Source organism: Salinivibrio costicola subsp. alcaliphilus (assembly GCF_001996185.1).
Taxonomy (GTDB): Bacteria; Pseudomonadota; Gammaproteobacteria; order Enterobacterales; family Vibrionaceae; genus Salinivibrio; species Salinivibrio costicola.
The window spans coordinates 47030-69148 of record NZ_MUFR01000005.1 but is presented as its reverse complement, the minus strand read 5'-3'; the positions used below and the strand labels follow the sequence as shown (position 1 = coordinate 69148).

Here is a 22119-nt window from a genome sequence, read left to right as displayed (position 1 = left end):
AAAGCCCCGTTATAAACGGGGCTAGATTATTGCGTTATTGGCGCACTAATTCAATTTAAATTTAGTAACGACAATTCACGCAGCGCGACAGAGAACTTGGCAAACTCATGCATAGAACCGACTTTGAACTCATCGACAATGCTTTGCCAACGGCTCAGGATTACAGCATGATCATCCATCCACTGCGTTAACCCTGTCTCGGCATCGTGTTGTGAATCCATCTCTGAAACGATGCGAGCGGTCAATAAGCGCTGTTGCCAGTCAAGATCTTCACGGAACGAGGCGCGGGCAAGCGCTTGCCAGTGGTTATCAACCGGCTGGTTATTGATTTGCTTCAAGAACCAGTGCAGTGATAAACGATCACCCAGTACATAGTACAAGCGCGCCACTAGCTCGAATGGCTTGTCGAGTTGTTCTGACACTTGGGCAAGATCTAATCCCGAGAACACGCTCGTCAGGCGACAAACCTTGTTCGCAAGCGCATCAGGTACACCCGCTTTTATCAATGCCTCCGCTTGTTGATCATGCTCAGTGATCTCACCCTCAACCAAATACTGATCGAGGTGATCCACCAAGTTTTGCAATGCGGGACGATAAAAGCCAACTTGAGCCTCAATACTCTCTCCTTTGCGTTTGTTACGTAACATCCAACGGGTTGCACGGCGTAACATTCGGCGACAGCGGAATATGATGTCATACTGCACTTTGGCGCTCACATGATTATCGAGCTCGCGCACATCATCAAATAGCTGCTCAAAACCAAACACCTCTCTGGCAATGGCATAAGACTTAGCAATATCACTCACACTGGCGCCGGTCTCATCTTGCATGCGGGTCACAAAGTTAAAACCCATGTCATTCGACATTTGATTCGCCAGTGCGGTGGCAATGATCTCACCACGCAGTGGATGAGATTCCATCTCGCCTCTATAGTGACGTTGTAACTCTTTAGGGAAGTAACTAGGGAGTAGCTGTCCGAAGTGAGCATCTTGCGTGACATCATCAACAACCAGCTGCTCTTTGAGAACCATTTTGCCGTAGGCAACCAATACAGCAATTTCTGGGCGCGTTAAACCGGTGCCACGCAAGTTACGTTCAGACAAGGTTTCATCGTCTGGCAGATATTCAAGCGCCCGATCGAGCTTACCCTCTTTCTCTAAATAGTGAATAAACCGGATTTGCTCTTTTAACAAAGCGGCCTGCTGGTTATGGGTGACAGAGATCGACTCACTTTGACTATAAGCATCCTCGAGCACGATGTCAGACACTTCGTCTTCCATTCGCTCCAGCAACTCATTGCGTTTTTTCATGGTCAGATCACCGGCCGCCACCAGCCCATTAAGCAGGATCTTGATGTTGACCTCGTTATCCGAGCAATCGACACCACCGACATTATCAATAAAGTCGGTATTCACTCGACCGCCGTTAAGCGCATACTCAATTCGCCCTAATTGGGTCATGCCAAGGTTACCGCCCTCACCAATGATACGAGCACCCACTTCATTGCCGTTGACACGCAAACCATCATTAGCACGGTCACCTACCGAGGTATGGGTTTCGCTCGATGACTTAACATAGGTGCCGATACCGCCATTCCAAAGCAGATCAACCTTGGCTTTTACGATCTGTTTAATCAGATCGTTAGGCGCCATCGTCTGCTTACGGGTGCCGAGCAGCTTTTGTATCTCCGGCGTTAAGGTGATTGATTTCGCACGGCGAGAAAACACCCCCCCACCTTTGGCTATCAACTGAGTATCGTAGTCTTCCCAAGTTGACCGCGGCAAATTGAAGAGACGTTGGCGCTCTTCCCAGCTTTTCGCGGCATCTGGATCGGGATCAATAAAGATATGCATGTGGTTAAACGCTGCGACTAAGCGAATATGCTTGGACAGCAGCATGCCATTACCAAACACATCGCCGCCCATATCGCCAATGCCGACACAGGTAAAGTCCGTGGTTTGACAGTTAATATCAATTTCACGGAAGTGGCGTTTTACCGATTCCCAAGCACCTGCGGCCGTAATCCCCATTTTTTTGTGGTCATACCCATTCGAGCCACCGGACGCAAAAGCATCTCCCAGCCAAAAGTTATATTGCGCTGAGACACTGTTCGCTAAATCAGAGAAAGTTGCCGTTCCCTTATCTGCCGCGACGACTAAATAGGCGTCATCGTCGTCATGACGGACCACATGGTCAGGCGGCGTCAAGGTGCCTTCGACAATGTTATCGGTAATATCAAGTAACCCTTGGATAAAGATTCGATAGCATCGCTTACCCTCAGCAATGATCGCATCCCGCTCAGTTAACTGATGTTGACGCTTGCAGACAAAGCCCCCTTTCGCCCCGACTGGCACAATCACGGTGTTTTTGACCTGCTGCGCTTTCACCAAGCCTAAGACTTCGGTACGGAAGTCTTCTTGGCGATCGGACCAACGAAGTCCACCACGCGCGACTTTACCACCGCGTAAGTGCACCCCTTCTACATCGGGGGAGTAAACAAAGATCTCAAACGCGGGAACCGGCTTAGGCATATCCGGAATATCCGATGCTTGCAGTTTTAGCGATAGATAGGGTTTGTCTTGGCCATTGTCCGGATCTTTCTGGAAAAAGTTTGTGCGCATGGTCGCGAGCATGATTTCCATGTATCGACGAATAATACGGTCATCATCCAAACTCTCAACATTGTCGAGTGCCTCTTCAATCTCGTGAATAATCGCATCTCGTTCTCGCTTGTTTTGCTTACCCGCAGGGTCAAAGCGTCGATTAAACAACCTGACCAAGAACCCAGCAAGATGCGGGTGCGAAGCTAATGTATCCTCGATATACGCCTGACTGAAAGGAAAGCCAATCTGGCGCATATACCGAGCATAGGCGCGTAGAATCGTGACTTCTCGTCCGGATAACCCCGCGTTTAATACCAAGCGGTTAAAACCGTCATTATCCAAGCGGCCATGCCAAATGTCGGCAAATGCATGTTGGAAGCGATCGCGCGCATTACCAAGATCAAACGCTGCTCCCGCACTGTGCAACATAGAGAAGTCGAGAATCCAATACACATCCCCCTGGCTGGTTTCAACCTCATACGGCGATTCGCCGATCACACGCAGCCCTAGATTTTCTAGCATCGGCATCACATCCGATAAATGGATCGGCTCCCCCTTTTGGAAAAGCTTTAGGCTAATGGCATTAGATTGATGGCTAACTTCTTGCGGCCTGTAGAGCAACATATCGAGTTTATTGTCATCACTGAGCCCTTCTAGGCGCTCAATATCCGCCACTGCTGACCCTGGTAACATCGCTTCTTTGTAAGAACGCGGAAATGCGCGCAAGTACCGTTTCGCGATCGGTGTACCACGATTTTCACCAAAATTAGCAATCACGGCTTCTTGTAAACGATCATCCCACGATGACGCTGCCTCTGTGAGGTTTTGTTCGATTTTTTTCACATCAATATCGAAGTTATTATTTTCCACTCGGACAATATAATGCGTCCGCGCCAGCGGGCTTTCCGAGAAAAAAGTGGTAAATTCAACCGTCTGATCTGATCCAAAGTATTGCTGAAAAATACGCTGGGTTTGACGACGGAACTCGGTGTTATAGCGCTCTCGGGTGATATACACCATGCACGAGAAAAAACGACCAAACGGATCACGACGCACAAATACACGGAGCATGTCGCGGTCTTGCATTTGTACCACGCCCATTCCCACATTGCGCATTTCGTCTTCTGTCGCTTGGAACAGCTCATCACGCGGGTAGTTTTCTAGGATATTAGCCAGCGCTTTCCACGCGTGTGATTCGCGATAAAAACCGCTGTTATCAAGGATACGGCGTACTTTATTACGCAGCACCGGAATGCTAGCGGTAGACTGGTTATAAGCAGACGATGCATAGAGCCCAGTAAACCGGTGCTCGCCGATCACATTACCGTTGCTATCAAACTTTTTGATCCCGATATAATCGACATAAGCCGGACGGTGAACCCGAGATTTCGCATTACTTTTGGTAAGCACTAACAGCTCTTTTTTCAGCGCTTCTGCTCGGGCTGATTCAGGCATTTCGGATAAACGCAGAGCCTGGGGGGATTTGTGCTTTTTAGCTAAACCTAGTGCGTCACAGTCACTGCTTGCGCGAAGCTCGTAATCGCCTTCAACCGGAACCAGGTCAAAGCACTTGTAGCCCATAAAGGTAAAGTTATTGTCCGTGATCCAACTTAGGAATTCGACGGCTTCTTGGCGGCGCTCATCATCAATCGGTAATTGGGTCTCTTTTAATGATGCTAATAGCTCAAGCATTTGCGCGCGCATTGGCTTCCAGTCGTTCACCACCATTACGACATCGGTCAAGGTTTCAGAGAGCTCAGATTCAAGTGCTGCCATCTCTGAGTCATCTGACATCTTGTCGATTTCAATATGGAACGTGCTTTGGAATTGGCCGTCCTCACTGCCAATGCCGACCACATCTCCCTGCTCATTCTTGCGCGCTTTGATCGGGCTATTCAGCATCAAGTGCGTTGTGATACCTAAGCGATTAAGGGCCATACGCACAGAATCGACAAGGAAGGGGGCATCTGGGGCGAGGATTTCAACAATCGTATGGGTTGATTGCCATCCATTTCCGCTCAGGCTTGGGTTAAAAACTTTAACAAAGACTTTATCTTGTTCAAACGTGTTGAGATGGTGCCATAAGCTCATTACTGCACCATAAAGATCTGACTCATTGCGTTCCTGCAAATCGTCATCAGATACTTGACCCAATATCCTTTTGGCTAACGCATCGACAAGTGGTTGTTGAGGATCATCGAGTTTATCAGCGATGAGTTGATAAACCTTCTCAAGTAACACTGGTACTATAGGGTCACGCGAGGTCATTCTGGCACTCCGTTGTCCTTTTTAGAACATTATCATTGTGAGTCGTCATCAGAGGTAAACATTGCGTTAACAAACGCACTGTCTAGTGTAAGGCTTGGATAGCAAAAACGTTATAGATAAACGGCTGGATTTACGCGATTTTCGCGAGAATGTGACTGGTGTGGCTATTTAATTAGAGATTGGATGAGGCTTTAACCAACGCCTATTAAGCAACGCGCATTAACGATTGAAAGCGGTGGTGCGCGTCCGTCGTCAGTTTAAAACGCCCCCTAATGCCAAGCTGTGAAAGAAAAGGCCGAAAGCGAGACGCCGGGATTTGTAAGCGCAGCCCTTGGTCCGTAGTCACAACCACATTCGCAGCTGCACCACTGTAGTAATGCTGATACTCAGAATAGGCAATATAGACGCTAAAAAAGTACTCCATGGTTCACTTTTTAATCCGCTCATAAGTTTATTCGTTAAAAAGCCGCCCAACCAGGCGGCTTTTGAGGTTCACTTGTCGTACGTCTTGATTTTATCCCAACTTATTGGTTACTGCTCAAGTGTTTTTTCCACTTTTTCATACAAATCGTTCGCCAAGTTATCCATATCGGCGAGCTCTTGCAGTACATTACGCATTTGCTGTTGACGCGCTGAGTCGTAGTACGCCAGTTTCAATAGCGGATCAATCAAGCGCGACGCCACTTGCGGGTTAGACTGGTTTAACGTCACCAAGATCTCTTTTAAGAATCGATACCCTGCACCATCTTTAGCATGAAAACGTGCCGGGTTACGATTACAAAATGCACCAATTAAACTCCGTATACGGTTAGGGTTTTTCAACGTAAATGCTGGGTGCGACATTTGCGCTTTTACTTGCTCTAACGCATTATCGGCTGGATTGGCGCCTTGCAGCATAAACCATTTATCCATTACCAACCCATCATGCTGCCACTGATCACTGAAGCCTTTCATCAGCGGCTCTCGGCAAGGCAATTGTGCACTGTTTGCTGCGCTCAGGGCTGCCATAGTATCTGTCATATTGTGCGCTTCTTGATAATGCTGCTCAACATAGCCATTGCCATTTTCTGTATGGGCCAAGTAACTCAAACAGGCATTACGCAAGGCACGCTCACCCATCGCTTTGTGTGTGATTTGATAATCCGTTTGTGCATACTGACGATACACAGCAGCAAGCTCATCCACCATATGATCAGCAAACTGCTGTTTAAACGCTGCCATCACTTGGTGAATAGCATCCACGTCGACCGTTTCAAACCAACCTGCTACCTCTGTCTCTGAAGGTAAATTGAGCACTTCAGCAATCAAGGCAGGATCGGTATTGTCACTCAGCAACACACCACGGAAGGCATCAACTACGGATAAGGGCACATCGATCGGTTGGTCATCTTGCACACGCGCTACATTCGCTTTGATATGCTTAGCCAGTAAGCTTTGGCCCGCATCCCAGCGCGCAAAGTCATTCCGAGCGTGCTGCAATAAGAACGCCAACTCATCGTCCTGATAATCATATTCGAGTTTAACCGGTGCTGAGAATTCGCGTAGTAGCGATAGGACCGGTTGCTCATCGACATGATCAAACAGATAGGTTTGCTCTGCTTGTGTGACCGCCAATACGTTAGAAACCGACTCTCCGTGACGCTGTAACTCAATCACACTGCCATCTTGACGGTACATTTCGATATCGAGCGGAATATACAGCGGCTGCTTTTCTTGCTGATCAGCCGTCGCCGGCGTGTGCTGTGTCACATGCAGCGCCAGTTGCTTGGTAGCCGCATCATAGGTGGATGAAACGGTCAGCACCGGTGTACCTGACTGGCTATACCACAGACGGAACTGGGTAAGATCAATGCCTGATGCCTCTTCCATCGCTTGGACGAAATCATCACAGGTCGATGCGGTACCATCATGGCGTTCAAAATACAGCTTCATCCCTTTTTGGAAAGCAGATTCACCGAGAATGGTGTGCATCATACGAATGACTTCACTACCCTTTTCGTACACAGTTAGGGTGTAGAAGTTATTCATCTCAATCACCTTTTCAGGGCGGATTGGATGAGACATGGGGCTTGCATCTTCAGCAAATTGCGGGCCACGCACGATGCGTGCATTGCTGATGCGGTTGACGGAGCGCGACCCCAAGTCAGAGGAGAACTCTTGATCACGGAAAACCGTTAACCCTTCTTTGAGGCTAAGTTGAAACCAATCCCGACAGGTAACACGGTTGCCTGTCCAATTGTGGAAGTATTCGTGGCCAATCACCGCTTCAATACCCAGGTAATCGGTATCGGTTGCCGTCTCTGCATTGGCAAGCACATACTTGGAGTTAAAGATATTTAGGCCTTTGTTCTCCATCGCGCCCATATTGAAAAAGTCGACGGCAACAATCATGTAGATATCGAGATCGTATTCTAAGTCAAATCGCTCTTCGTCCCACTTCATGGCGTTTTTCAGTGACACCATGGCGTGGTCGGCACGATCTAAATTGCCTTTATCGACGAATATTTCTAACGCGACATTGCGCCCTGAGCGCGTTTCAAACGTGTCTCGCAAGACATCAAAATCACCGCCCACCAAGGCGAATAGATAGCTTGGTTTAGCATGGGGATCGTGCCATTCAACCCAGTGACGGCCGTCATCAAGATCACCCGCCGCCATTTTATTACCGTTACTAAGCAAATAAGGGTACGTCGCTTTATTCGCAATCACTTTGGTGGTAAATCGCGCCAGTACATCAGGACGGTCTAGGTAATAGGTGATACGACGGAAGCCTTCTGCTTCACACTGGGTACAATACGCACCGCCAGAAATGTATAACCCTTCTAACGCAGAGTTATTCTCCGGATCTAGCTGGGTTTGAATGGTCAAAGTAAAGGCGGCGGGGACATCGCGAATAATCAATTTACCCGCTTCTTCGCTGTATGCCGTCCAGGTGTCACCATTAATATCCAGGCGCACCAGAGTCAGATCATCACCATCGAGTACGAGATCCGTCGCGCGTTCATTAAGACGTTTTATCTGACTGACTGCTGTCACCAGGGTCTTATTCGGATCAAGATCGAACTCAAGATTGATATCCGTGATAGTAAAGTCCGGTGCGCGGTAGTCATCACGGTATTTGGCGGTAGGTTGTTGAGACATGTTATTTCCTTTTTATCGGGTGTACCTCAGCCAACGAATTGTATTCATTCGCCTTTAGGACGATGTGCATGCCATACCATACCGCGGCTGAGCAAAGATGACTATAGGTTTAACAGTTTGTTATCAAATGTTTGCGTTTACATTTAACGCGATGGCGACAAAGGATTAACGCCCGCTCAATGGGAGACAGACAAAGACACATCGCTGTACTAAAAACAAACGGTAGTGGTTAAAAGCGCAACAAAATGTCAACGAAGCCTGCCAATCCATGCGGAAATATAATGTGACGACGGTTAAATTTTTTGAAAATTACGGTACTATGAAGCCAATTTCGTTTTGTAACCCGTAAGGCGTTCCTCACGCATGCACAATCCGATCATCACATCGCTTTTGGATACTGATGCTTATAAACTGAATATGCAGCAGGCTGTCTTTCATCATTACCCTGACGTTCATGTCAGTGCGGACTTTTATTGCCGCAGTGATGAAAACCTTGCCTATCTGCGCGAACAGCTTATCGACCATATTCACCACATGGGGACACTCCGTTTCCAAGCGGACGAGATTGATTATCTCTCCTCGTTAGATTTGTATCAGGCTGATTTTCTCGCCTACCTCTCGCACTTCCAGCTCAACCCTCAACAGGTGACGGTGTCCATTGAAGAGGGGCAACTTGCTGTGCATATCGATGGGCCATGGTGTGACGTTATTCTGTGGGAAGTGCCACTGCTTGCGATTATCTGTGAGCTACGCAATCGCGCTTGCTATCCAGAATTGGGAGTCGCGGATGCCTTAGCGCGCCTTGACGACAAACTGGCACACTTACCGGCCGATGGCTACTCGGATGACTTTCATCTGGTTGATTTTGGTACACGCCGTCGTTTTTCGCGCGATGTCCATCAGGCTATCGTCACGCGTTTACACGCCGTTTATCCACCGCTAAAGGGGACCTCGAATTGCTGGTTAGCAAAGCAGCTAGGGCTTCCTCCGGTTGGCACACAAGCGCATGAGTGGTTTCAAGCCCACCAACAACTGGCGGGCGATCTAGCAGATTCTCAACAGCTCGCGCTTAATGTATGGCTACGCGAGTATCCGAATAGTCTTGGGATCGCCCTTACCGACTGTATCAATATGGATGCCTTTTTGCGCGATCTTGATGCGTCTCTATCTCAGGCATTCAGTGGCTTACGTCACGACAGCGGCGATCCCATCATCTGGGGCGAAAAAGCCATTGCGCACTATCGCCACCACCATATCGATCCCAAAGATAAAACACTCGTTTTTTCAGATAGCTTGACACTGGCTAAAGCCATTCATATTTATCAACACTTTGCGGGTAAGGCGAGTACGTCGTTTGGGATTGGCACACAACTGACTTGTGATCTACCCAATGTGAAAACACTAAATGTGGTGATCAAGCTGACCAGCTGCCAAGGCAAACCGGTTGCCAAAATATCGGATGAACCGAACAAGGCGATTTGTAAGGATGAGGCGCATTTATCGGCACTAAAGGCCGCATTTAATTTGTCGCCGTGAATCACTGCTTTGGCCCGTAAAATGCCGTGACGATAACCGACTTTTAAGGGCTGAACGATTCTTGACACTGCTATTCTTGGCGTTGCCGTTGTAATACCGCTTCCATACCAAATACATCATTGGTTAATCGCAAAGTATCAGCGGCCAGTTGGTATTGCGACGAATGACGCCCTTCTTTGTAAATCAACATTAAGTGATCCCCCTCGACCAAATAGACGCCTCGATGGGTCACTGAACGGCCACTATCGCCTCTTACTTGCATCGCAAACAAAAAGTCTGGACGCAACTTTAGCGACACACCGTCTACGTCTTCGCTAACATCATCACCTTCAATACTGTTTGAACGCCACAAACCACTCAGGTTGTCTGGAAGCAACTTCGTAAAGATAGCCCCCTGTAATTGCAACTGGTGATGATTCAGTTGATAAGCATGTACCTGATCCGTGCCATTCTCATCATAAAGCCTCAGTGTTTGCTGAGTAACGCTATATTGGCCGGCCGCTGTTTCCAGCTTTCCGTTACGACGTAACATATCGATACGAAATTCATAGTGGGAGTTAAAGGAGATATTAATTGCTTTATAAGGATGAGGGGTTGATGTTTCGCTTGCTTCACTAAACCAGTACCATTGCCCCAGCAGCAAAGGAACGTCAAAGCGCCCTAAATCCTCGCTATGCACTGGCCATGCCATAAACATGGCAAGTGTGATCCCGTAGAAATAACGCATACCTTCCCCCTACTGATGGTGATGCCTTATTACTAAGATTAGACCTAGTTCTCATTTTGAGTGAAAAAAAGCCCAGGTCGGATGACCCAGGCTTGTAGTGATCACAGTCGTGTCTTTTTCGGGCGCACTACTCGTTAAGAGATGACTCGTTAAGAGATGACTTGTTAAGCGATGTCGTGAGATTAACCAGATCTCGCGTAATACTGGCGGCTTCGTCTAGGTAGGCATCGGGCTCTTCATACTCTTTAGGTACATCATCGAGTGACTTGAAGCGAGGCTCACCCATGGCTTCTTGACGTGCATTTAAACGCGCTAAGCGGTCTGCATCTTCGTCATCCATCTCTTGACGTCGTACTTTCTCATTTAAAGACAAGGTATTGTCGTCCTTCTCTTTTTGATAGCGCGCGATATCTTGACGAATAAAACCGAACTCTCGATCGTCAGCAATCCTTGCTTGATGACGTTGCGCGAGGGTATCAATCACTGATTCAGGCAAAGACTGTGCCTGATAATCCGCTTTTTCAATACGATCCCAAGGCAATGCATTGTCTTCCATACTTTCACCGGTTTCATCAGGCGATACAGGCGATGGAAACGCAATGTCAGGTACGACACCTTTATTTTGGGTACTGCCGCCACTGATGCGATAAAACTTTTGGATTGTATATTGCACGTAACCCAGTGGGTTATCGAACAAATCGTAAATATGGTTGAGCGAACGATGCTGTTGCACTGTTCCTTTACCAAACGATTGTTCGCCAATCACTACCGCTCGATCATAATCCTGCATGGCAGCGGCAAAAATTTCCGACGCAGAGGCACTATAGCGATTTATCAGCACGGTCATTGGACCATCGTAATAGCTTTTGCCATCACTGTCGGCGTTGACTTTCACTCGACCGTAGCTGTCTCTTACTTGCACAATCGGGCCTTTGTCGATGAACAAACCACTGAGCGCCGTTGCTTCACTCAGCGCCCCGCCACCGTTATTACGTAAATCGACAACGATGCCACTGACATCTTTCTCTTGTAAGTTTGCCAATTCTTTTTTGGTATCATCGGCTAAGCCGACATAAAACCCCGGTACCGTGAGTACACCAATTTTATCTTCGCCGCGCGCGATCACTTCCGACTTCACCGCACGATCTTCAAGACGAATTTTATCGCGGGTTAACGTGACGTTGTAACTTTTAGCATTAGCGCCTTCAGGAAGAATTTTGAGTTGAACCTCGCTCCCTTTCGGGCCTTTGATCAGTTCCACCACGTCATCCAGACGCCAGCCAATAACGTCGACAACCGATTCGTCTTCCTGGCCGACACCAATAATGCGGTCACCTGGTGACAACTGTTTTGACTTGGACGCAGGGCCTCCAGCAACCAGAGAACGAATGACGGTATATTCGTTTTTGACCTGTAAAACGGCACCAATCCCTTCAAGAGACAGGTTCATTTCCGATTGAAATTGTTCGGCATTACGGGGAGATAAGTAGCTCGTATGCGGATCAACCTCACGGGCGAAGGCGTTCATGTAGACTTGAAACACATCTTCACTATGGCTTTGTGTGAGGCGTTTTAACGCACTGTTATACCGTTTCCCTAGGGTGTCGCGGATCGCATCATCCTCTTTCCCCGTGAGGCGTAAGTTCAATGCGTCATTTTTGACTCGCTTGTCCCAAATCGCATCAAGCTCCGCTTGATTTGCCGCCCATGGTCGCTCAGTACGATCCAGTACCATGCTCTCATCTGCGGAAAAATCAAACGGTTTATCGAGTACTTTTAAAGCGTACTGATAGCGTTCAAAGCGCTTTTTGAGAACCCGGTTATAAATCGCATACGCGGCTTCTGTTTCACCCGCCTTTAATTGGTCATCTAAACGATCTTCCCAACGCGATAGCGTGTCGACATCATCCTGAGTCAAAAAGACACGGTTATAGTCCAGCGTTTCAAGGTAGCGTTTAAAAATAGCCGCTGAGAACGCGTCATCGAGCGTAAACTGCTTGTAGTGCGATCGGGTAAAACGAGAGGTTACCCGCTTAGAAGCGGTTTCGTGTTGAGGTTCAGCAGAGAGTGAAGGTAACTCACTGAGTTGAAAATCGGCCTCTATGGCCTGGGCAGATGCTGCCAGCATGAGGCTGGCAGCAATCGCCGAAACGCGGCGTCGACAAAACATGCGTCGAGGAGTCTCCTTTAGGCGCTGAGGTGCTCCGCTTTTACTAACATGGTTAATCCGTTAGTTAGGCGAACCCGCACCTCATCCTTATTAATTTCAACAATGGTCGCAGGTAAATTACCATTGCCCATGTTCACATTTACGTCTTTGCCTACGACAACGTCGTTGGCGCTGAGTTCGCGACGTGGCTCACTCTCTTTCTTAGTCATTTTAGCGGGCTTTGGTTTACTTGTACGGCCTTTTGCCGATTGCGCTGCCGCTTTTTTGCCTTTGGCTGGCGCTTTTTCACCGTTTTTCGCCTGAGACTCCGCTTTTTTCGCCTGTTGTTGCTTACGACGCTCAGCGGCCCGTGCTTTACTTTCTGCTAGAGCCTGAGCCGCATGATCAATATGCTCTTGCTCTAACTCGCCGCACGCATTGCCATCTAAATCGACGCGTGACGCACCGGGTTTCACGCTGTGCAGATAACGCCAGGAAGACGTGTACTGACGAAGCGCGGCGCGCAATTGGGTTTTGCTTACCTTGGGATCGCCGTCAAGACGAGTCGCAAGATCTTGAAAAATACCAATTTTTAATGGCTTGGCTTCGCCTTCAACAGTAAAACATTTAGGGAAACGTTCAGCAATATAGGCAATGACTTCTTTGCTGTTCGCGAGCTTTTCAGTATTTTCCATGTTTTTTCCTGGCCTGCTGCAGCAAAACTGCAGCAGCGTATCTACGTGTATTTAAGTATGAAAGTGGTGCGTATTATAGATACCTGATATTAAAAAACTACCAAGATTGGCGAAATCATAAGTGTTTTTGCATTTCTTTGACCAAGGTAGCCAGTCCATGCTCATCTTCTTGGTCAAATCGACCGATACTTGGACTATCAATATCGAGTACCGCATGCCGTTGTCCGTTGACGTGCACTGGCAGAACAATTTCAGCGTTACTGGCGGCATCACAGGCGATATGTCCTTCAAAAGCATGGACATCTTTAACTCGCATGACAATATCTTGTCGATAAGCCGCACCGCATACACCTTTATCAAAAGGAATACGAACACACGCGGGTTGGCCTTGAAATGGTCCAAGCACTAACTCGTCACCGTCATCAAGATAAAATCCCACCCAGTTGATATCGTCAAGTTGGCTATTTAGCAAGGCGCTCACATTAGCAAGCTTAGCGATAAGGTTAGGCTCACCTTCACATAAAGCCACCGCTTGTTGCGTTAACAAACGATAAAAATCCGCTTTGTTTTCCATAAATCACTGCATCTCAATCAACAAGACCATTACAATAGAAAGAATCTAAAGACATTTCAATTGAGTATCTTGATTTATGATCACTTGGCGCTGGCTTCTTGACCAAGCACGACCTCATCGAACGCGGCTAATCTGGGCAAACGTGGTCGCCATTGCTGCCACGCTCATCAGTGTGCCAATTCCGCTATTGATGCCATTATTGGTCGACGAGGTGCTACTCGACAAACCCGATTGGGGGCTGTCGGTACTTAACACAATACTGCCACAAAGCTGGCAACAGGCTGCGTACTATATCGCTGCCGTCTTAGTGATCGTGGTATTGATGCGCACTATCAGCCAAGGGTTGAACATCTTACAAGGTCGCCAATTTACGCTGGTGGGTAAAGCCATCACCTATAAAATCCGTCAGCACCTGATTGCAAAACTCGGCCGTATCAGCATGCGAGAGTACGAACTTCGTGGCAGTGGCGGGCTGACTTCTCACCTTGTCACCGATGTGGAAACCATCGATAAGTTTATCGGGACCACGCTGAGTAAATTTATTATCGGGATCCTCACTGTCACCGGGACAGCGGTGGTTTTGCTTTGGATTGACTGGCGATTAGGCTTGTTTATCTTATTGATTAATCCCATTGTGGTGGCGCTGAGTCGTGCCCTCGGCCAACGCGTAAAACACCTTAAAACGCGCGAAAACCGAGCCTTTGAACAGTTCCAACAGCGACTGGTCGATACCCTAGACGGATTATATCAACTTCGCGCCGCTAACCGAGAGCGGACCTATTTAAAGCAACTTGATGACAGTGCAAATGATATTAAAGTGAGCGCCGATAAATACGCGTGGCAATCTGAGGCGGCGGGTCGTCTTTCGTTCTTAATGTTTTTAGTCGGCTTTGAACTCTTTCGCGCGGTCGCGATGGGCATGGTCTTTTTTAGTGATCTTTCTATCGGCTTGATGTTTGCCGTGTTTGGCTATCTATGGTTTATGCTCGGGCCAGTTCAAGAGCTACTCGGGATCCAGTTTGCGTGGTATAGCGCCAAAGCAGCGATGACTCGGATTAACGAGGTCTTGCAATTACCCGAAGAAACTCGGCGTCCAGAGGGGATCGATCCAGGCGAGCTCGTTTCAGGGAGGGAGAACCCGCAAGCAATCGATGTTGAGATAGATAATCTTCACTTTGCGTATGATGATGACAAAGCGGTTCTCGATGGTCTCACCATGCAGATCCCAGCCGGACAACGCGTGGCCCTCGTCGGCGCAAGTGGGGGCGGTAAATCAACCCTCATTCAGCTGTTGTTAGGGCTCTACCCTGTAGAACAGGGTGATATTCGCTTTAATGGCCATTCCATTCATGACATCAATATGGATGCGCTTCGTCATCAAATTGCCGTGGTATTGCAACAGCCCATACTGTTTAATGATACTTTAAGAAATAATTTAAGTCTGGGGCGTAAGTTTGATGATGCGACGCTCTGGCAAGCGTTGGAGCGCGCACAGCTGGGCGATGTCGTGAATCAGCTGACTCAAGGCTTAGAGACCCCACTGGGACGCCAAGGGGTGCGCTTATCAGGCGGTCAGCGCCAGCGTGTTGCAATTGCGCGTATGCTGCTCGGCGACCCTAAACTGGTGATTTTAGATGAAGCCACGTCGGCACTCGATACCGCCACTGAACGCGCACTGCATCAAGCAATGCAAACCTTTTTAGCTGGTCGTACGACACTGATTGTTGCACATCGGCTGTCAGCGGTTAAAGAAGCCGATCTGATTTATGTGCTCGATGAAGGTCAGGTCAGTCAACAAGGGACACACACCGAACTGGTGAATGCACCCGGTGTTTATCAAACCTTATATGGACAACTCCAACAGGTAGCAGGGAAATAATCGTGAGAACGCAACCACCAGACAACACCCTGTCGGCATCTTATCCAAGTCAGATAAGGTGCCCGGGTTGTGATCGGGTGCTACAAGGCTGTCAAACGGGTTATGACCATCTTGCCATTTGCCCACGCTGCGCGACCAAACTCGCACAGGGTCGACGCTTATCATTTAATAGTGAAATCGCGTTAACCTTGACGATACTTATCCTTTTCTTGCCAGCCCATCTCCAACCTTTGCTATCGATAGATTTATTAGGCTCAACGATCAACGCCTCCGTATTGACTGGTGCTGTACGCCTTTGGTCCGACTTTCCTTTTGTGGCTGCGCTCGTGGTGATTTGTGCCTCTCTAGGGCCACTTATCTTTACCAGCGCTTTACTCACTTTACACCTTGCACGACGACGTCAAGCGATTCGGTGCTTTCGTCTTGCGGTCAAGGTAGTTGACCATAGTCGTCATTGGGTCATGGCGGATGTTTTGATGGTCAGTTTGGCCATCGCTTGTTTTAAAATTCAAGACTATGCCTCCCTGCATTTCTCCATCGGCCTCGCCTGTTACGCGGTTATCCAGATCTTGCTCTCTGTGCTGCTGGTCAGAGTGAATACACAAAGATATTGGGATACATTTTCTTTAGCTGCGACACCATCGGATAACACGTCCACACTCATTCGTTGTGGTCACTGTGGCTTAACACAGACCGCAGACCAAGGCGCGTGCCAGCGCTGCCACCAGCCTCTTTATCGGCGTGTCATTCGCAGTGAGCAAAAGACATGGGCATGTTTGATCACAGCCAGTATTTTTTTGTTTCCAGCCAACGTGTATCCGATCTCAATTTTATTTTCTAACGGTATTCGGCTTGAAGACACCATCTTCTCTGGGGTGGCGAGCTTAATCAATAATGGCATGCCTGGTATTGCCGTGATCATTTTCACCGCCAGCATCATCGTTCCAGTGGCCAAGATCTTGGGGCTAGGATTAATACTAATCAGTTTTCGGCGCCGCACTGCCATTACACCTCGTCAGCATATGTGGCTATATCGTGGGGTTAAGTGGATCGGAAAATGGTCAATGATGGACTTATTCGTCATTGCATTTATGGTGGCATTAATTGATCGTGGTCGCATTATGGACTTTACCCCCGGGCCGGGCGCCATCGCGTTTGGCATTGTCGTGGTATTAACCATGCTCGCCACCGAATTTCTTGATACGCGTTTGATATGGGATCATCATGAGCGACAAACAAGACCTACCCTCACCGATAATTAAAACCACCTATGGCCTGTCTCCACTATGGATACTCCCTATACTGGCGCTAGGTTTAGCCGCATGGTTGGTGTTTCAGTCAATCAATGAAGCCGGGCAACGGATCCAGATTCTTTTTAGTGATGCACAAGGATTAGAGGCTGGGCGGACCATTATCCGCTATCAAGGGCTGGAGGTCGGCAAGGTGCGCAATATTACCTTGGCTGACGATCTTGATGGTATTTATGTCGATGCCAATATCTATCCAGAAGCCACACAGCTTTTAACTTCCGGGACAGAATTTTGGCTGGTCAAGCCTCGAGCCTCCATCACTGGGATCAGTGGCTTAGAAACCTTAGTATCCGGTAACTACATTGCTTTGCAGCCAGGAAAAGGTGAGCCTCGCCTGACATTTACCGCACGCGACGAGCCACCGACAGATATGGCCGAAAAGGCGGGGACGACGGTGAAACTGCGAGCACCGACCCTGGGTTCTCTTAATGTCGGCTCTCCCCTTTATTACCGTAAAATTCAAGTCGGCGAGGTTTATAGCTATCGGCTCGACAGTGACGCGCAAGGCGTGACGCTCTCGGCGTTGATTGAACCCCAATTCGCACACTTACTAAAAGAGCAGACACGTTTCTGGTCGGTCAGTGGGCTTAAAACACGAATCGATGCTTCTGGCGTTGAACTCGAATTAGATAGCGTGGCAAGTTTAATTGCGGGAGGCATTGCGTTCGACTCTCCCGATAACAGCCCTCGTTCGGATGCGAATCAGCCATTTCAATTGTATTCGAGTCTCGCGCATGCCGCGCGGGGGCAAACATTAAACATCTCTTTACCCGCTGATCACGGTCTGCCGGGCCGAGGCACACGGATCACCTACCAAGGATTAGAAGTGGGTGAAATTACGCGTATTGAGATCACAGACAATTATCCTGGTCCTATCGCCACCGCCAAACTCGATCCCAGTATGACCTGGCTACTGAACAAAGACACGCGTATAAAAATCGAGCAACCACAAATTGGCTTTGATGGCTTGAAAAACATCGGTAACCTCGTACTTGGCAATTATTTATCGATTGAGCCAGGTTCTGCGGACGCAGATTCCGTTACATCGGACCATCTATTCACCGCTGCCAACCGCCATCAACAACGTAAACAACAAGACAATGCCTTAACCGTCACCCTGACCGCAGACGATGCCTATGGGCTCTCTCAACATACAAAAGTGTTACACCGCGGCATAGAGGTCGGCTTTATTGACCATATCGGCTTCAATGAAAGTGACAATGTTACGATAGATGTGGTGATCGACCCGCAATATCGTCACCTCGTAAAACAAGCATCGCAATTTTTCATCCTTGGCGGCATTACTGGTGAGCTAACGGGTAAAGGGCTCGACGTGGTTGTGCCTGCAATGGAACAAATTGCCGATCCGGCGCTTAGCTTCACCAGCGAGGGGGCGAAAGGCGCCAACGATACCTATCCGCTTTACACGTCATCCATTCAAGCAAAACATGCCAACCAAAGCGCACAAGGCCAAACGCGCTTTACGCTTGTCGCTGACCGCTTACCCAGTATCAGTGAAGGTAGCCCCGTGATGTATCGTAACTTTATTGTCGGTCAAGTGGAGGGTTACCAATTAAACGGTCAGAGCGTCACCATCGCCATCGCTGTCAATAACCGCTACAAGCACTTAATTCATCGCAATACAGTGTTTTGGAACCAATCCGGACTGGATATCAAAGCCAATTTACGTGGCGTTGAAATTAATACAGGCTCGGTCCGTTCGCTACTCAATGGTGGCATCGCGTTTGGCGACATGCCGGGGATCAGTAATCAACGCAACGGAGAGTGGAAGCTCTACCCTTCCAAACAAGACGCAGCCCAATATGGTGTTGATATTATGCTGACAGTCGACCAAGCCAATGGGGTAAAAGTAGGCAGTGCGATTCGCTATCAAGGCGTCGATGTGGGTGAAGTGATCGACATGTCGCCAGATTTCAGCCAGGAGAAGGTGCGTATACAGGCAAGGGTCTACCCGAAATATAAACGCGCATTGGCGCGTCAAGGGAGTTACTTTTGGTTGACGCAACCTGTACTAAGTCTGACCAAGACCGAAAACTTAGACTCTTTATTTGGAACTTATATCTCCGTCGAGCCCGGCCAAGGTGAGTTTTCCCAGCAGTTTGTCCTGCATGAGACGCCAAAGTATCCGCAAGGACTCACTTTGATATTAGAAAGCGATGCGCGCCATTCAGTGACCCGAGGTACGCCTGTGTTGTATCGAGAAATAGAAGTAGGCACTGTCGCTAAAATAACACTGGGTGAACTCGCTGATCGCGTTTTATTCGAGTTACACATTGCTCCCGACTATGCCTATTTAGTACGCGAGAACTCTGTATTTTGGAATCAATCAGGCGTGGATGTCTCGATAGGATTAACCGGTGCCGATTTAAAAAGCGGAACCATTGATAGTTTGCTAAAAGGCGGGATTGCTTTCTCAACCCCTGAGGAAAAGCCGCTTCAGCCTATCGCTCAGGATCAACAGCATTTTTTACTCCATGATGAAGGAAAAACCGCATGGAAAGCGTGGCGGACAACGATTCCCAAGCCATGATCCCCAGGGTATCGCGCGTCTGTCGCGATACCCTTTTATCTTCATTTCCACGCCCGCATTATTTTCTTCATGCGCTGGAAAATCACTAATGACAAACTACACTATAAGAAACAAAGTTAAATTGGCATCGGGCTCCAATGAGCCTTTTCCCTAAGCCCGGAACAGGACGTACCGGGCATTTTTTTGTCATGTTAATCGAACTTAGTTAAGTAAATGCCATCGTGTTCGATCCGGATTTGTCGCTGCTTATACAAGCCACCCAGTGTCTTTTTAAAGGTTGCCTTGCTCGTACGAAACAAAGCAAAAATAGCATCAGGCGAACTTTTATCATTCAGCGGTAAGAAGCCGTCTTTGTTTTCCAGCGTACGTAAGATTTTATCGCCTAACTCATCGACCCGGGCTTTACCTGGTTTTTGTAGCGATAAATCCATTTTGCCATCGTCGCGTACATGTTTGACGTAGGCGCTGAGTTTTTTGCCAATAAACAACTTACCAAACGCTTCAGCGCGATAAATCAGTCCCCAGTGTTGATTGTCGACCACACACTTATAGCCCAGATCGGTGTTATCCGTGATCAGTACCGTGACTTTATCTCCCTGTTGCATTTTGGGCTGTGCGTCGCTAATAAACTTATTAAATTTACGACTCGCCACAATGCGCCCTGATGCATTGTCGGTATAAACACGCACAACATACGGTTTGCCCTCTTCCATACGCGTGCGTTGCTCACTAAATGGCACCAGCAAGTCTTTACTCAACCCCCAGTCAACAAACGCGCCCACTGAGTTCACCCCAACACAACGCAAGGATGCAAACTCACCCACTTGCACATAAGGCGTTTCGGTGGTCGCTATGATGTCATCTTCAGAATCGAAATAAATAAACACATCAAGGTCGTCGCCAAGCTGAGTATTCTGCGGTACATAACGCTTGGGGAGGAGAATATTGCCGTAGTCATCTCCATCCAGAAACACCCCAAAGTCTACCTGTTTGACCACAGTAAGCGTATTAAATTGGCCTAGTTTAATCATTGTCTCAACACGATAAAAAATAATGCCCCCAAGTATACGCAATTTGCACGTAAGATGCGTTGTTGATCCGACGCGTCGCAGAAAAAATACCCTTACTTTCTGTCTCTTGTTAGTCGTCGTAACCCTGTTAGGCTGGCTAAAGCAAATAAGGGGGAAACATGGCAGTATTTAATGGCGAACACATTCGGTTTAGTTTTAGCCAGTTGGGCAGCGCATTCGGTAAGTCCGTTACACCAACGCCGCTAGATAACGGGCGAATTTTAACCTATGACGCCACCTTGGCGGAAAAACTCGGCTTAACCGATGCAGACATCAAAAGCGATACCTTTCGCGCGTTATTATCGGCAGAGCAACCCTTGGCCGGCCGCACGCCTTTTGCCATGAAATACACGGGGCACCAGTTTGGTCAATACAATCCAGCGCTCGGTGATGGGCGTGGCGTATTGCTGGGCGAGTGGCGTGATAACAGCGGCACACTGTGGGATTGGCATCTAAAAGGGGCCGGTAAAACACCTTATAGTCGCCATGGTGATGGTCGGGCCGTGCTACGATCAACGCTCCGTGAATACTTAGCCAGTACAGCAATGCGCGGACTTGGCATCCCAACCACGCACGCCCTCGCCATGGCCACGAGCGACACGCCCGTCATGCGTGAGCGAATGGAAACCGCAGCAACGTTATTGCGGGTGACAGAAAGCCATGTCCGTTTTGGTCATTTTGAGTATTTATTTTTTAGCCAACAACATGACGCGCTGCGTACACTGGCCGACTATGTGATTGCGCGTCATTTCCCTGAACTTGCCAAAGCCGAGCAACCGTATGCGGCATTGCTGCAAGAAATTGTCGAGCGCACCGCTGGAATGATCGCTCAATGGCAAGCCGTTGGTTTTAACCATGGCGTGATGAATACCGACAATATGTCGATCCTGGGCCAAACCTTTGACTATGGCCCCTACGCATTTTTAGATGATTTCAATCCCAGCAATATTTGCAATCACACGGATCACACCGGACGCTACGCCTTCAACCAACAACCCGCCATTGGACTTTGGAACCTCTCCGCATTGGGTTACGCATTCACGCCATTGCTAGACAGCGCGGTGATCAACGACATTCTTGGCGGCTATGAACATCATTTGCAAGTGGCATATAGCAAAGCAATGCGTGATAAATTGGGCTTATCGGACGCACAGCAGGGTGATAGCCATTTATTTAATGCGCTCTTTTCATTGCTTGAGAGCGAAGGTGTCGATTATACCCTTTTCTTTCGCCGGCTCAGCGAGATTGAAAACGACGCCCTACTCACCGCACCAAGCCTCAGTCAGTTTTCAGACATGATTGCCGATACCGACAGCTTGAGTGAATGGCTAAGCGATTACCATCAACGTATCCATCATCTTGATTCGCTTGAACGACTAAACCGTATGCGAGCAACAAACCCTGGATTTATTTTGCGTAACTCTCTGGCTCAGCAAGCCATTGATGCCGCAGAGCAAGGTAACATGCAACCTACGCACGATCTGATCACTGTATTAGCCGATCCCTTTGATGCACATCCGGCATTGGCCCATCTCGCACAACGGCCCGCGGAAGAAGACAAAGATCTCACCTTGAGTTGTTCATCCTAGTGCTGAGTATTAAACACACAGATTGAT

General features: G+C 48.3%; 13 protein-coding genes. 5 read left to right on the top strand and 8 right to left on the bottom strand.

Going from position 1 to position 22119, the window contains the following annotated elements; genetic code table 11:
• Positions 1-50: 50 nt before the first annotated feature.
• From BZJ21_RS02840 to pepN, 3 genes are all read right to left on the bottom strand, one after another.
• Positions 51-4871: an NAD-glutamate dehydrogenase gene (locus BZJ21_RS02840; RefSeq protein ID WP_077669083.1), complete on the bottom strand. Its 4821-nt coding sequence runs from the start codon at positions 4869-4871 to the stop codon at positions 51-53.
• Positions 4872-5076: 205 nt separating this feature from the next.
• Entirely contained in the window at positions 5077-5295 is a 219-nt protein-coding gene (locus tag BZJ21_RS02835; protein WP_021023225.1) for a DUF2835 domain-containing protein, read from the bottom strand.
• Positions 5296-5402: 107 nt separating this feature from the next.
• Complete coding sequence (gene pepN / locus BZJ21_RS02830; RefSeq protein ID WP_077669082.1) at positions 5403-8012, bottom strand: aminopeptidase N; 2610 nt, start codon at positions 8010-8012, stop codon at positions 5403-5405.
• Between the two features lie 363 nt (positions 8013-8375).
• On the opposite strand from pepN, the gene pncB reads away from it, so the two are divergent.
• Positions 8376-9548 carry a nicotinate phosphoribosyltransferase gene (pncB, locus tag BZJ21_RS02825; RefSeq protein ID WP_077669081.1) on the top strand — a complete coding sequence of 391 codons (1173 nt, stop codon included), beginning with the start codon at positions 8376-8378 and terminating at the stop codon, positions 9546-9548.
• A 70-nt stretch (positions 9549-9618) separates the two neighbouring features.
• On the opposite strand, the gene BZJ21_RS02820 is transcribed toward pncB, so the two are convergent.
• From BZJ21_RS02820 to BZJ21_RS02805, 4 genes are all read right to left on the bottom strand, one after another.
• A complete protein-coding gene (locus BZJ21_RS02820; protein ID WP_077460561.1) occupies positions 9619-10275 on the bottom strand; it encodes a hypothetical protein in 657 nt (218 codons plus the stop codon).
• 127 nt (positions 10276-10402) lie between these two features.
• Positions 10403-12445 (bottom strand): carboxy terminal-processing peptidase, encoded by a 2043-nt coding sequence (prc, locus tag BZJ21_RS02815; RefSeq protein ID WP_077669080.1) that lies wholly within the window; start codon positions 12443-12445, stop codon positions 10403-10405.
• A gap of 17 nt (positions 12446-12462) precedes the next feature.
• Entirely contained in the window at positions 12463-13119 is a 657-nt protein-coding gene (proQ, locus tag BZJ21_RS02810) for an RNA chaperone ProQ (protein ID WP_021023230.1), read from the bottom strand.
• 115 nt (positions 13120-13234) lie between these two features.
• On the bottom strand, positions 13235-13693 hold the full coding sequence (locus tag BZJ21_RS02805) for a GAF domain-containing protein (RefSeq protein WP_077669079.1): 459 nt from the start codon (positions 13691-13693) through the stop codon (positions 13235-13237).
• A gap of 76 nt (positions 13694-13769) precedes the next feature.
• Here BZJ21_RS02805 and BZJ21_RS02800 point away from each other — a divergent pair, with 76 nt between their 5' ends.
• Genes BZJ21_RS02800 through BZJ21_RS02790 form a run of 3 tightly spaced genes read left to right on the top strand, consistent with a single transcriptional unit; the run spans position 13770 to position 19433 of the window.
• Positions 13770-15572, top strand: a complete 1803-nt coding sequence (locus BZJ21_RS02800) for an ABC transporter ATP-binding protein (protein WP_077669078.1) — start codon at positions 13770-13772, stop codon at positions 15570-15572.
• A gap of 2 nt (positions 15573-15574) precedes the next feature.
• Positions 15575-16834, top strand: a complete 1260-nt coding sequence (locus BZJ21_RS02795; RefSeq protein ID WP_158075496.1) for a paraquat-inducible protein A — start codon at positions 15575-15577, stop codon at positions 16832-16834.
• On the top strand, positions 16797-19433 hold the full coding sequence (locus BZJ21_RS02790; protein ID WP_077669077.1) for a PqiB family protein: 2637 nt from the start codon (positions 16797-16799) through the stop codon (positions 19431-19433). Before BZJ21_RS02795 ends, BZJ21_RS02790 begins: the two co-directional genes overlap by 38 nt.
• Before the next feature lie 191 nt (positions 19434-19624).
• Here the strand turns inward: BZJ21_RS02790 and BZJ21_RS02785 are convergent, their stop codons facing one another.
• Positions 19625-20464 carry a CvfB family protein gene (locus BZJ21_RS02785; RefSeq protein WP_077669076.1) on the bottom strand — a complete coding sequence of 280 codons (840 nt, stop codon included), beginning with the start codon at positions 20462-20464 and terminating at the stop codon, positions 19625-19627.
• Positions 20465-20622: 158 nt separating this feature from the next.
• Here BZJ21_RS02785 and BZJ21_RS02780 point away from each other — a divergent pair, with 158 nt between their 5' ends.
• A complete protein-coding gene (locus BZJ21_RS02780; protein WP_077669075.1) occupies positions 20623-22092 on the top strand; it encodes a protein adenylyltransferase SelO in 1470 nt (489 codons plus the stop codon).
• Positions 22093-22119 lie beyond the last annotated feature (27 nt).